At 60.2% G+C, this 13,054-nt stretch carries 11 protein-coding genes; 8 read left to right on the top strand and 3 right to left on the bottom strand.

Translation table 11 applies throughout. The features are described 5' to 3' along the window. The first annotated feature begins 79 nt into the window (after positions 1 to 79). The 8 genes from CHB96_RS19580 to CHB96_RS19545 all read left to right on the top strand — a co-directional run bounded on the left by CHB96_RS19580 (position 80) and on the right by CHB96_RS19545 (position 10,499). Complete coding sequence (locus CHB96_RS19580) at positions 80 to 1,096, top strand: DUF5914 domain-containing protein (protein WP_089249342.1); 1,017 nt, start codon at positions 80 to 82, stop codon at positions 1,094 to 1,096. 167 nt (positions 1,097 to 1,263) lie between these two features. Beyond that, positions 1,264 to 1,608, top strand: coding sequence for a DUF2188 domain-containing protein (locus CHB96_RS19575; protein WP_089249340.1), 345 nt, complete (start codon positions 1,264 to 1,266; stop codon positions 1,606 to 1,608). A 6-nt stretch (positions 1,609 to 1,614) separates the two neighbouring features. After that, the gene (locus CHB96_RS19570) at positions 1,615 to 2,031 is read left to right on the top strand and encodes a type II toxin-antitoxin system VapC family toxin (protein ID WP_089249338.1); all 417 of its coding nucleotides are present in this window, start codon (positions 1,615 to 1,617) and stop codon (positions 2,029 to 2,031) included. 193 nt (positions 2,032 to 2,224) lie between these two features. After that, a complete protein-coding gene (locus CHB96_RS19565) occupies positions 2,225 to 3,754 on the top strand; it encodes a type I restriction-modification system subunit M (RefSeq protein WP_089249336.1) in 1,530 nt (509 codons plus the stop codon). Beyond that, entirely contained in the window at positions 3,751 to 4,911 is a 1,161-nt protein-coding gene (locus CHB96_RS19560; RefSeq protein WP_141136510.1) for a restriction endonuclease subunit S, read from the top strand. Before CHB96_RS19565 ends, CHB96_RS19560 begins: the two co-directional genes overlap by 4 nt. A 281-nt stretch (positions 4,912 to 5,192) precedes the next feature. Beyond that, the gene (locus tag CHB96_RS30165; protein WP_089249332.1) at positions 5,193 to 6,194 is read left to right on the top strand and encodes a hypothetical protein; all 1,002 of its coding nucleotides are present in this window, start codon (positions 5,193 to 5,195) and stop codon (positions 6,192 to 6,194) included. Then, positions 6,187 to 6,966: a hypothetical protein gene (locus tag CHB96_RS29425; protein WP_141136509.1), complete on the top strand. Its 780-nt coding sequence runs from the start codon at positions 6,187 to 6,189 to the stop codon at positions 6,964 to 6,966. Before CHB96_RS30165 ends, CHB96_RS29425 begins: the two co-directional genes overlap by 8 nt. Before the next feature lie 113 nt (positions 6,967 to 7,079). After that, complete coding sequence (locus CHB96_RS19545) at positions 7,080 to 10,499, top strand: DEAD/DEAH box helicase family protein (protein ID WP_089249328.1); 3,420 nt, start codon at positions 7,080 to 7,082, stop codon at positions 10,497 to 10,499. Between the two features lie 115 nt (positions 10,500 to 10,614). Here the strand turns inward: CHB96_RS19545 and CHB96_RS19540 are convergent, their stop codons facing one another. From CHB96_RS19540 to CHB96_RS19530, 3 genes are read right to left on the bottom strand one after another with little or no spacing between them, the layout of a single operon-like run. Continuing rightward, positions 10,615 to 12,096: an FAD-dependent oxidoreductase gene (locus tag CHB96_RS19540; RefSeq protein ID WP_089249326.1), complete on the bottom strand. Its 1,482-nt coding sequence runs from the start codon at positions 12,094 to 12,096 to the stop codon at positions 10,615 to 10,617. Further along, positions 12,089 to 12,811, bottom strand: a complete 723-nt coding sequence (locus tag CHB96_RS19535; protein WP_245865904.1) for a class I SAM-dependent methyltransferase — start codon at positions 12,809 to 12,811, stop codon at positions 12,089 to 12,091. Before CHB96_RS19535 ends, CHB96_RS19540 begins: the two co-directional genes overlap by 8 nt. Beyond that, entirely contained in the window at positions 12,808 to 13,041 is a 234-nt protein-coding gene (locus CHB96_RS19530) for an RNA-binding S4 domain-containing protein (RefSeq protein WP_089249322.1), read from the bottom strand. Before CHB96_RS19530 ends, CHB96_RS19535 begins: the two co-directional genes overlap by 4 nt. Between the last annotated feature and the right edge of the window lie 13 nt (positions 13,042 to 13,054).

The raw sequence follows: 13,054 nt of genomic DNA, 5'->3' as shown, positions 1-13,054 counted from the left end.
TCGCTGCCTGTGCGCGCAAAGTTGGTCTGCGCTGTTACTCCGCACGCACAGGCGGCGAAGCCGCATTACCCTGTTGATCATGGTGTCGCTCGATGCATTGCGCAGCCGCTGGCCCAAGAGTCTGCCCCTGCAGCCGTTGCCTTCGGAAGCGTGGGCGAAGCAGGAGCCGACGTGGAAGGGCGCGAACCCGCAGGTCATCGAGTCCGCTTTGAAGCGAGCGAAGACCCGGCCGACGGGCAACTGGTTCGTCTTCGCCGCCAGCCGCGACGTCGGCACGAAGGAACCGTTCGGCCGCGACATCGCCGGCATCGAGCTCGTCGCTTGGCGTGACGACCAGGGCGGCATCCACATCGCACCCGGTTCGTGCCCGCACCTCGGTGCGCCTTTGGACAAGGCCAAGATCGAATGCGACACCCTCATCTGCCTGTGGCACGGCATGCCTCTCGGCCCCAAGGGTCGTCCGGGGTGGCGTCCACTACCCGCGTTCGACGACGGGGTCCTCGTGTGGGTCCGCCTCGACGACCTCGGCGGCGAGGAGCCGACGGACATCCCTATCGTCCCGATCCGTCCCGCCGCGTCGACGAGCATCGACGCCGTCATCACCCTGACCGGTATCTGCGAGACCGACGACGTCATCGCCAACCGCCTCGACCCGTGGCACGGCGCGTGGTTCCACCCGTACTCGTTCGCGCGGCTCAGTGTCATCGACTCCCCTCGCGACATCGACGTGCCCGAAGAGGACGACCGCTTCCTCGTCGACGTGACCTTCCGCGTCAGCAAAGGGGTGGGTGTTCCGGTGCGTGCGGAGTTCGTTTGCCCCGGTCCGCGCACCATCATCATGCGCATCCTCGAGGGCGAGGGCGCGGGGAGCGTCGTCGAGACGCATGCAACGCCGCTGGGTATCGGTCCCGACGGCAAGCCCCGCACCGCGGTCATCGAGGCCACCGTCGCGAGCTCCGAGCGTAAGGGCTTCAAGATTGCCCGACGCGTCGCGCCCGTGTTGCGTCCGGCGATGAACTTCACGGCCGCCCGGTTGTGGAAGGACGACCTCGACTACGCCGAACGCCGGTACTACCTGAGGTCGAAGGGGCTCTGACCCCGCCGAACCCGCACTTATGCAGGCGACAAGCCGGGATTTGCCTGCATAAGTGCGGGTTCGGCCGCGGGATTCTGGCCCGGAATTCGACGCCTGTCGCGGATACAGTCGCGACTGTATCCTCAAGCGACCGGCAGTGGGGACCCGGAGCGAAAGTGGTAGGAACGATGACTCTCAACTCGGAACGACACGTGGTGCCGTCGGGTACAGGCTGGGAAGTTCGAAAGCCGGGTGTCAGCCGAGCCAGCGCCCGAACCGCAACGCAGCCCGAGGCTATCGAACGCGCACGCCAGATCATCGCGAACGTCGGATCGGGAGAGATCGTTATACATTCCCGAGACGGCAGTGTCGTTCAGACTCAGCGCGTAGCCAAGAGGCCAAGGAAGAGGAGCTCGACCGGAGCCCGCGGCACGTCGGAGTGGCCACCGACATGGTTCGGTATGGCCAAGTCCAGTGCCGAGGACTCCGCGGAACGTTCCGATGAGATTCTCGATGAGGGATTCGGCCGGTAGACGGGATTGATCATTTTCGATACTGGTCCGCTGGTTGCCGCGGCAATCGCAACCGACCGGTGGCACGCGCGATCTGTACAGTTGCTGCACGACTGCCACAACCGGGGCGAAGACATCGGCATACCGTCCACTGTCGTAGCGGAAGTCGGATACATGATCGGTCGAGTCGATCACGAAACCGAGGCTGAATTCTTGTCGTCGTTGGCCACCGACGCCTTCCAGGTCTTGGATCTCGAACCCGCTGACTACAGCCGGTGCAGCGAGTTGGTCCTTCAATACGGCGATCTGCCGCTGGGGACCACCGACGCGAGCGTTGTCGCGTTGGCCGAACGTCACAATGTCACCCGCGTCGCGACTATCGACCACCGCCACTTCCAGGTCGTTCGACCGAATCACCTCGACTACTTCGAGCTTCTGCCGTGACCCCGGTTCATCAGCGATCGCCGATCTCGAACCCGCACTTGCGCAGGCGAAACGGCCGGTATTACCTGCATAAGTACGGGTTCGCGACGTGCGATTTGAACGTAGCGGGCACAGTGTCCCCAGATACAGTGTCACTGTATCTGTGTATAAAGTCCTGTTCGGAAGTTCCGAGCAGAACAGGCGGTACGAGTACGTGATCACGGGTGAGATCAAGAGCAAGGTCGACGGCATCTGGGATGCCTTCTGGACAGGCGGCATCTCCAACCCCCTCGAGGTGATGGAACAGATCACCTATCTCCTCTTCATCAAGCGACTGGACGACGAGCAGACCATCGCGTTGCGCCGAGCAAATACCTTGCGTAAGCCGTTGATTGGCAATCCTTTTCCCGACGACGGCGAGCACGAAGACCTGCGGTGGTCGGCGTTCAAGCACAAGCATCCCGACGAGGTCTTCTCCATCGTCAGTGACCGGGTCTTCCCGTACATCCGGCAGATACGTGGCGACGATTCGACCTACGCGGAGTTCATGAAGGACGCGCGCCTCACTGTGCCCAGCGGCGGGCTGCTCGTAAAGGTCATCGACCTGCTCGACAAACTTCCGATGGAGAACCTCGACACCAAGGGTGACATCTACGAGTACCTCCTCTCGAAGCTCTCGACGGCCGGCGTCAACGGCCAGTTCCGGACGCCACGGCACATCATCGAGTTGATGGTGCACATGACCGCACCGGAGCCCGGCGATCGGATTGTCGACCCAGCATCTGGCACGTGCGGATTCCTCGTCGCGACAACGGAATACATGCGCGCGGTTCATGGCGACGCAATTGCGTCCGGTGTAGCACGCAAGCAGTACCACAACGACATGTTTCATGGCTTCGACTTCGACAGCACCATGCTACGCATCGGCTCGATGAACTTGATGCTTCACGGGGTCGAGAAGCCGGACGTTCGGTATCGAGATTCGTTGGCCGAAGCTAACACTGGTGATGCCGGTGCCTACTCGTTGATTCTTGCGAATCCCCCGTTTGCCGGGTCGCTCGATTACGAGAACACTGCGAAAGACCTGCAGCAGATCGTCAAGACCAAGAAGACAGAGCTCTTGTTCCTTGCGCTATTCCTTCGGTTGCTGAAGCCAGGTGGTCGGGCTGCGGTCATCGTGCCCGACGGGGTGCTATTCGGTAGTTCGAAGGCACACAAAGAGTTACGGCGGATTCTCGTCGAGGACCATAAGCTCCACGCCGTCGTCAAACTCCCGTCGGGCGTGTTCAAGCCGTATGCCGGTGTATCGACGGCCATCCTGTTCTTCACCAAGACAGACTCCGGTGGAACCGACACAGTCTGGTTCTATGACGTCCGGGCCGACGGTAGGTCGCTGGATGACAAGCGGACTGAGCTGTTACCGTCCGAGAAGCTCGGTGCGCTGGCCGAACTGACCGACGACGAGCACGCGAAGAACAACTTGCCCGACGTCCTGAAACGTTGGAAGCAGCGCGATGGGTCCGAGGTGAATCGCGCACGGACTGAGCAGTCCTTCGTTGTGCCGAAGGAAGACATCGCTGCGCAGGGGTACGACCTGTCACTGAACAGGTACAAGGAGATCGTGCACGAAGAAGTTGAGCACAGGTCTCCGGAGGAAATACTCGACGAGTTGGACAAGCTGGAGCTCGACATCCAAAGCGGCATGGCCAAGCTGCGCGAGATGTTTGCGGGAGGTACTTCGTGAATCGACATGCTCTGACCACCCTGGCTGAAGTCGCCTATATCAACCCCAAGCTGACGTCGCGAATCAACGATTCAGATGTCGTCTCATTTCTGGGTATGGCGAACGTGTCAGAATCGGGCACAACCGAACAAGGCGAGGATCGTTCCTTCGCTGCGGTACGTAAGGGATTTACGCCATTCGGAGACGGTGACATTTTGGTCGCAAAAATCACTCCATGTTTTCAGAATGGAAAGATTGCGCAGGCACGGATCAGACGATCAACCGGGTTCGGGTCGACCGAGTTTCACGTCATCAGACCTAACGAGCAATACCTTGACCCTCGCTATCTACTTCATTTCCTCCGACAGAAGCGGATTCGCGTTGAGGGAGAGCAGCGGATGACCGGCAGTGGAGGACAGCGAAGGGTACCGCTCAACTTTCTGCAAAACCTGCAGATCCCCCTTCCACCCCTCCCTGATCAGCGGCAGATCGCGGCTATTCTCGATCAGGTCGACGAGATGCGGGCCTTACGGGCCAGTACGGTCGAGTTAGCCAACTCGTTACTCACCTCCACATACATTGATATGTTTGGGGACCCAATTCAGAACCCTCGTGACCACCCAACCATCGCGTTGGACCAGTTAGGTCATTGGAAGTCGGGTGGTACGCCGTCTCGCTCTAATGCGAGCTTCTTTGACGGGCAAATCCCCTGGTTTTCGTCTGGTGAATTGGACTCGATATATGTCAGCGAAAGCGCCGAATCTATATCGGCGTCAGCGCTGCAAAAAAGCGCAGCTAAACTTGTGCCAAGAGGATCTCTGATGTTGGGGATGTACGATACGGCCGCATTGAAGTCCGCCATCACGATGGTCGACTGCTCCTGCAATCAGGCCATTGCCTTCAGCACGATCGACCCCGCGCTCGCTGTTACCGAGTTTGTCTACCATTCGATTCAGATTGGCAAGGAGGAGTTTAAGAGACAGCAGCGTGGTGTGCGTCAAAAAAATTTGAGCGTTTCGATGATAAAATCTCTCCGAATCCCTCTTCCTGAGATCTCAGATCAGCGGCGGTTTCTAGACCGCATAAAAGAAATACATTTAGTAATCGACGCCCAACATATCAATAGGATTGAAATAGACGGACTTGCGGCCAGCCTGGAGAGTAGCCTGCTCGTCTAGTTAAAGATCAGATTCAGGGCTGTCATTGCTAGGTTTTGCACCACAATAAGGAGTCCCACCTATTCTACCGGGGAGGCCCGAGTGCAGGTCCGTCATCCCATCAGGCGTCCCTGTAGCGAACCCAGCCCAGAGTGGCCAGCTCCTTGTCCGCGGCCTCAAACATCAGCGCAGCCAAGGCCTCGCTGGCGCCTACCTCAGAGCTCGCCTAGGATCAAACAAACTAAAGTGGGAAGTTCTGATTTTGTTTGTATCACCAGCTCAGTCGATGTCAAGGAGGATCAGTGAAGACCTCGTCAGATCTATCCTCACTGGCGCTGCAGCTGCTGAGAAAGCTGGACATCCGCGTCGCAGCCGGTGGCAGGACTGACTGGCATCTTATTCTGCCAAACGGTCTGACGCATTCAGTGCGAGTCCAGGTACGTCGCCAACCACCGCCGCCGAGTTGGGTCAAGAATCTGAGACCTCTTGTTGCCGACACCTCGCTCCTCATTGTCACCGGTCACATCACCCCGTACCTGCGCGAGCAAGCGCAACAGCGTTCGTTAGATGTGATCGATATCGAAAATGAAACTGCGATAATTGCGGGCAGCACTTTTGCACTCACACCTAGCGACAGTCTGCCTGGCTACACGGCTTCGGTGGCACGCGGGCGTAAGCCATGGGTTCGTTGGGCAACGGAACGGCTGCTGATGCTGAGTGACGAGCCCATCACCCAAGCCGAAATCGCCGCGGCACTGGCAGTGACTCAGCAATCTGTATCGTATGTACTCCGCGCGCATCGGTACGCGCGACGCGCGGTAGATGGATGGAGCATTAAGGACAAGCGTCGGCAACTGGACGGATACCTTCTTGAATACCCCGGCCCCGGAGGAGCATCAGCATATTGGTTCCAACTCGGATATTCAGTGCAGCAGGCCGACGACGCCACATCCTTTATTGCGGAGATGGGGATGTCGGCGCTTCGGACTGGGGATGCCGCTGCCGATAAATACGCGCCGTGGCGCCTCCCGTTAACAGCCTCTATCTACTCCACTGAAATACTGGATTTCACGCCAGCAGGTTTTACGCCTGCAGGCATCGATGAGCACACTCTCAGAGTCACCGTGCCGGAAGACTCAACCATCTGGAAGACCGCAGCGGTGGCAAGCAGCATCACACGACGATCAGATTTAGTGGATCCAATAGTGGCCTTATACGACGTCCTGCGCAGCCCCGGAGCCGATGCCGCCGAGGCAGCAGACCGCCTTCGCCAGGCGATAATCGAAGGGTCATGGCGTGGCTGAAGCAGTAGCAGTCCGCATATTGGCCGCATCGAATGCTTCCGACCTTGGACTCCGCGCGCTCGCCGACCTCGCGCACGCCACCAACGATCACCAGTACAGAGTAATCGGTGGACATATGGTTCACCTGCTTACTTACGCGTATCCAAGCCCGGACGCAGTCGCACGAGTGACCGCCGATGCTGATGCCGGAATCGAGACCGTCGTCGCCGCAAAATTAGACCTACACGAGAGTCTCCAGAAGCGCGGGTACACCCTGGTCAAGGGAAACCACTACGAAGCGCCATCTGGCGACGCGGCCAATCCACTCGCTATCGACCTCCTAGTGCCTTCCACTACTGGAATGCAGAACGAGACTGTCATTTTGGGCGGCCGCGGGTTCGATGCAATTCCTGGATTGAGCCTGGCGTTGGCGGCACATGCGCTCGACATCGCAGTGCACGCAAGTCTGCACTCCGGTGACGAACTGTCCTTCCATGTCCCCGTGCCGGACATTGAAGCTGCTGTAGTTCTGAAAGCTCTCGCTTGGCGCAGCCGAATGGCCGACAAAGACGTCAGCGATCTGTGCTCGTTGATGGCCATCACACACGAGCACAAGGACCAACTGCAGAACGGCTGGAAACTCGACGAAACGGCGAAAGGTGCTCGCTTGGACGCGCAACGCGCGCTCCACGAGTTGCTGAAGATGATCGATCGCCAACAACGGATTCCAGGCATGACGATGGCTGCGCCACGCCTCGGTGCGTTGATCCGCCGATACGTCGGAAGCCCGTGACACACAAACTGTCGTACCCCTCCCGTAGTGTCTGTCAGCTTTGCCCGATGAGACTGGGCAGTATGGAACGATCGTGAGCGGACGCAAGGATGCGACGAAGGAGAGCTTGACCGATGACGGGGAATTTCGACTTCCTGCAGGCTGAGTGGCCGGCGCTATACGCCGAGGCCAAGGCCGCTGAACGCGACGCCCTCTTCGATCCGCGTACCACCGTGTTCTATTCACGTCGCACCATCGAGCTGGCGGTGAAGTGGATCTACGACGTCAAGCAGCTACCTCCGCCGTACAAGAACGACTTGTCGGCACGGCTGCACGAACCGAAATTCGTATCCCTCGTCGGGCCCAACCTCCTGGCGAAGATGAACCTGGTTCGCAAGGTCGGCAACAACGCTGTCCACGACCCGCGGCCTCTGCAACCCGACATCGGTATTCGCGTGCTCACCGAGCTCTTCCATGTCCTGTCGTGGCTCGCCCGTACGTTCGCGACACAGCCCTCATCCAAACCCGACGCGCAACGCCAGTTCGACAAGAACCTCGTCCCCCAACCTGGCGCGGCCAAAGCAAAGACAGCCGCGCAGCTCAAAACCTTGGCCGACGAACTGGCAGCCAAGGATGCCCTCCTCGCACAGGGCGAAGCCGAGGTCGCGGAACTGAAGAAGCAGCTCGCCGCCCGTGACGCCCAGATCGCCGAGCACGCGAACTCCGACGAGCTCATCGCACAGCTACAAGCCAAAGTAGCCGCAGCTCAGGCCACCGCCGAGCCGGACACCCACGACTACAAAGAAGCTGAAACCCGTTCGGACATCATCGATATCCTCCTCAGAGAGGCAGGCTGGACTCTCGCGGACAAGCGTGACCGCGAATACCCCGTCACCGGCATGCCCGACGGCAAGAAGGGCTATGTCGACTACGTTCTGTGGAGCGCAGAAGGCAAGCCGCTTGCAGTCGTCGAAGCCAAGCGGACGTCGAAGGACGCTAAAGTCGGCCAGCAGCAAGCCAAGCTGTACGCGGACTGCCTCGAAGCCATGACCGGGCAGCGCCCAGTCATCTACTACACCAACGGTTTCGAACACTTCTTCTGGGACGACCTCGACGCGCCTCCTCGGCCTATCGACGGCTTTCACACGCGTGACGAACTCGAGCTCAGGATCCAGCGTCGAACATCTCGAAAAACCCTCAAGGACTTCGAGATTCCGAAGCACATCGTCGAGCGCCCATACCAGGACCGCGCTATTCGCCGCGTCACCGAACACTTCGAAGACGACCGACAGAGGGCCGCACTTCTCGTCATGGCCACCGGATCCGGCAAGACACGTACCGTCATCGCCCTGACCGACATGCTGATGCGCGCCAACTGGGCCAAACGTGTTCTGTTCCTTGCCGATCGGAAGGCACTCGTCAAACAGGCCGGAAACGCCTTCAAGACGTTCCTGCCCGAGTCGTCGGCCGTCAACCTCCTCACCGAACGCAACACCGATGGGCGCGTCTACATCTGCACCTACCCGACGATGATGGGCCTGATCAACGAGACCGACAACGGTCTCCGACGCTTCGGCCCCGGTTACTTCGACCTCATCATCATCGACGAGGCACACCGCTCGGTATATCAGAAATACCGCCACATCTTCAGCTACTTCGACTCGCTGCTCCTTGGCCTCACCGCGACACCGAAGGACGAGGTCGACTTCAATACCTATCAGCTGTTCCAGCTCGAAACGGGCATTCCCACAGATAACTACAGCCTCGAAGAAGCGATCGAAGACGGTTACCTCGTGCCACCGCGGGCGGTCAACGTGCCGCTGAAATTCCAGCGAACCGGCATCAAGTACGACGACCTGACCGAGGACGAGAAGACACGCTGGGACGAACTCGACTGGGAGTCCGACGACGAGAACGCTCCCGACGGCGTCGATGCCGAAGCCATCAACAAGTGGCTGTTCAATACCGACACCGTCGACAAAGCCCTCGAAGTACTCATGGAGAAGGGACACAAGGTCGCCGGCGGTGACAAGCTCGGCAAAACGATCATCTTCGCCAAGAACCAGCGGCACGCCGACTTCATCGCCGATCGATTCAATGCCAGCTACCCGCAGTACAACGGCCACTTCGCTCGCGTCATCACCCACGCCGTCGAGCACAGTCAGCAGTTGATCGACGACTTCTCCATGACCGACAAATTGCCCCAGATCGCGATTTCGGTCGACATGCTCGACACCGGCATCGACGTCCCGGACATCGTCAATCTCGTCTTCTTCAAGCCGGTTCGGTCGAAGTCGAAGTTCTGGCAGATGGTAGGCCGCGGAACGCGACTCCGCAGAAATCTCTATGGTCCTGAGGATATCGAGACGAACCACAAGTCCGACTTCTTCATCTTCGACCTGTGCGGCAACTTCGACTTCTTCAATGCGCACCCCGACGCGTCGGAGGGCTCGATGTCGGCGTCGCTGTCGGAAAGACTGTTCACCGCGCGCGTCGAACTGATCGGAAGCCTCGACCGCCATCAGACCGACAAACCCATCCGCGACAGCGTCACCGACATCCTGTTCGAGCAGGTGCACGGCATGCGACTCGACAACTTTCTGGTTCGACGTCAGCGCAGAACGGTCGAGAAGTATCGCGAGCGTACCGAATGGGATTCGATCCCCGAGCAGAAGATGACGGAGCTCATCGAGACGCTTGCGCCACTACCGACGACGGTGACTGACCGCGACGAGTTCGCCAAGCGGTTCGATTTGCTGTGCATCCGAAGCCAGCTCGCCGTGGTGAAAGCCGACGACACTCTCGACAAATACCGCAACCAGATTCGGTCGATTGCCGAAGGACTCCTCGAACAGCTCAGCATCCCCAAGATCAAGGAGAAAGAAGAACTTCTTCGTGACGTTGCCGGTGACGAATGGTGGGTCGACGTCACGCTACCGATGCTGGAGAGCAGCCGGAAGCAGCTCCGCGGCATCGTCGGCCTCCTCGAGAAGGCCAAGCGTCCGCTGATCTATACGAACTTCGAAGACACACTGGGTGAGATCGACGAGATCGAGATGCCTCAGTTCGTCTCGGGAACAAACGTCGAACGCTTCAATGCGAAGGTCCGCGACTATCTGAACCGCCAACCGGACAACCTCGCGCTGAAGAAGCTGAAGACCGGCAAGGCGCTCACGTCGTCTGATCTCGAATCTCTGCAGGAACTGCTGACCGCCAGTGGCGTCGGCTCACCCGAGGACTTCGAACGGGCGGTCCAGAATGCCGACGGGCTGGCTCGGTTCATCCGTTCACTCGTCGGACTCGACCGTCAGGCCGCGCAGGAGGCCTTCGCCGAGTTCCTGGCCGGAAAGACCGCGACGTCGAACCAGATCGCGTTCATCGAACTGATCATCAAGCACCTCACGAAGCACGGAACCATGGAACCGGAGCTGCTGTACCAGTCGCCGTTCACCGACCACGCTCCGCAGGGTTTCGACTCGATGTTCGAGGAAGAGCAGGTCATGAAGATCGTCGACGTGATCCATGGGTTCAACGACTCGGCGGCGATCGCATGATCGGACTGGAGCCGCGCCCGCTTTGTAGATGTTCTGCCCCGTCGAAATCGAAGTTATGCACCGTTTCTGCGCATTTTCGCGACATAACCTCGATCTCGGCGGGTAGTGGCTAGGGTCAGAGCCGCTTGGCCAACTGCTCGAAGACCCGGTACCGCCCGCGCACCGGGACGGTGATGATGTCGTGCCCCTTGACACCCCAGCCCGAGAGCAGTGTGTTAGCGGCCGAAAGACCCGTCGTCGCAGCACGTTCCATGAGCGCAACGGGCAGGTCGATGCGAATGCCGTCGCCCGCGAGCACGAGTCCTGGCTCCGGTGTGCGCACGGTCGGCCTGCGGGCGAAGTCGCCTAGGCCGAAGTGAGGGCAATCATCGCGCCACTCGGATCGCTCCGAAACGATCGTCGCCGACGCCGTCTCCGGGTAAATCTCGTGCATGCGGCTGAGAAGCTGCTCCCGGGTGACCTCCTCGGACTCCGTTGCCGCATAGGCGTGCAGCTCGACGACCGAACCGCCGGTGCGCTGCGACCAGGCCAATGCCTCGTCCTCGAACCTCTCGAGCACGCTGATGTTGTCGATCGGCGGCATCCCACCGGTACCGATGAAGGCCGGACGGTCCGCGTTGACGGGCTTGTCCAGCCAGACCCGGTGCACGAGGAACGGCGGTGTGTTCCGCAGGCCAGCGACCTGCGCGCGCCACTCGTCAGTGCCCAAGGAACCCACCAGCCGCTGCAGCCCGGCGATGTCGCACGCCAGGACAACGGCGTCGAACTTCTCACCATCGACGGTGAAGCCCGGCTCGATCTCTTCCACAGCGGTGCCGAGTCTCAACGACACACCAAGCCCAATCAGATACTCCCCCAGCGGATTCCACAGTGCTTGTGGGTACGGACCGACGGGGACGTCGAACACCAATCCCTCGGACGAGCCGAGGAAGTACAGGTGGAACATCATCGCGAGCTCGGCGGCGGACATCTCTTCCGGGTCCGCGAAGAAACTGCGCGAGAAGACCCCGAACGCCAGGTGCCGCGCGGGCTCGGGAAAGTTGATGCGTCGCAGGAACTCCGCGGCAGGAACCTCGTCGAGCTGCTCGTAGATACCCGGAACGCTCACCGTCATCAACGGCAAGGCCACAACAGCGTTCAACGACACCATGTCTCGCCAACGAAATGTCGAACTACGACCCACGAACGCGAACGCATTCAACCCCGGCGTCGACGGCAATCCCTTGAAACCGTCCACGCGACCCGCATCGTCGAGAAGGGGATAGTCCTCGACCTCATGCAGCCGCGACAGCTCGGGATCGGTACGTTGCAACAGGTTTCGCAAATTGTAGTACTGCCGGAAGAACGCGTGGAATCCTCGGCTCATCGTCGCCGACGACCCATCCTCCAAAGTCGTCGACCATCCGCCGACGCGGCCACCCAGGTACGTCTCCTTCTCGAACACCGTGACCGAAACACCGCGTTCCGCCAATGCCGTTGCGGCAGAGAGGCCTGCTATGCCTCCGCCCACCACGGCGACCTTGGGCACCGAAGCCAGCGAAAAAACGTCCGCATATCCCGAGGAGGCGCAGTGTACGACGCGTCGGCGATCAGCCATTCGGCCGCGCCCCGAGGAACGTGTGTACGACGCCGTTCTGCCATCCCGTCATGGTTTCGGTGTCGAGCGAGGTGAAGCCGGCCCGCTGCATGCGCCTCGAAAAGGCTTTCACACCATCGAAACTGGCGACGCTACGCCACAGGTGCTTGTAGAGGGTGAGGTCACGCGTGACGACGTAGCCGAGCGGAATGATGATCGCCCAGCACACCGCGGTCCACACGGCCCTCGTCCGCAGCGAATCCTTGACGGAGTACTCGTGGAATGCGATCGACGATCCCGGCTTCAGCAGCGACAGCAACGACGCCAGTTCCTTGTCCGGATCGGCGACGTTCCTGATGAGGTACGCCGCAAGGATCGCGTCGAACGGCCCGTCGACGCCGTTCGCAGCCAAATCCTCGACGCGACTGTGCACGAACGTCACGTTGGACGGCCACTTCTTGCTGCGCGCGACCTCGAGCATCTCGGCTGACGCGTCGGCAGCGATGATCTGGGCATGGGGCGCCGCGGCAAGCAGCGCGGCCGTCGATGCTCCTGTGCCGCAACCGATGTCGAGCAGACGCAGACCGTCACCGAGTCCGGGGAGCCGGAGGCGCTCCGCAGATTTGGCGAGGTGCTCGTGGTATCCGGGATTGGCCCCGACCAGCCGGTCGTACGACGTCGCATCCTGATCGAACGCACTGGGAACCTCGGACCGAGGAAGTCCGCTCTTGCTCACCAGCCGCCACCGTTCACGACGCGAGCGGACGGCCCGCCGTCGATCGAGACGATGTCTCCTTGATGCAGCTGCCTGCCGCGTCGCACATCGACTTCCCCGTTGACGCTGACCAGGCCGTCGGCGATTATTTCCTTCGCCTCCGCGCCGGATTCGATCAGATTCGCGAGTTTCAGGAACTGCCCGAGCCGGATCGACTCGTCACGGATAGGGACATCTACTGCGTCGGCCATTCCTCCATCTTGT

It is taken from the genome of Rhodococcoides kyotonense (assembly GCF_900188125.1).
In the GTDB taxonomy this organism is placed as follows: domain Bacteria; phylum Actinomycetota; class Actinomycetes; order Mycobacteriales; family Mycobacteriaceae; genus Rhodococcoides; species Rhodococcoides kyotonense.
Note: the sequence above shows the minus strand (reverse complement) of the source record. Positions and strands in the feature narration are given on the sequence as shown.

Coding starts and splice junctions, on each gene's coding strand:
- CHB96_RS19580 (WP_089249342.1), top strand. CDS start 80: ATGGTGTCGCTCGATGCATTGCGCAGCCGCTGGCCCAAGAGTCTGCCC.
- CHB96_RS19575 (WP_089249340.1), top strand. CDS start 1,264: ATGACTCTCAACTCGGAACGACACGTGGTGCCGTCGGGTACAGGCTGG.
- CHB96_RS19545 (WP_089249328.1), top strand. CDS start 7,080: ATGACGGGGAATTTCGACTTCCTGCAGGCTGAGTGGCCGGCGCTATAC.
- CHB96_RS19540 (WP_089249326.1), bottom strand. CDS start 12,096: ATGGCTGATCGCCGACGCGTCGTACACTGCGCCTCCTCGGGATATGCG.
- CHB96_RS19530 (WP_089249322.1), bottom strand. CDS start 13,041: ATGGCCGACGCAGTAGATGTCCCTATCCGTGACGAGTCGATCCGGCTC.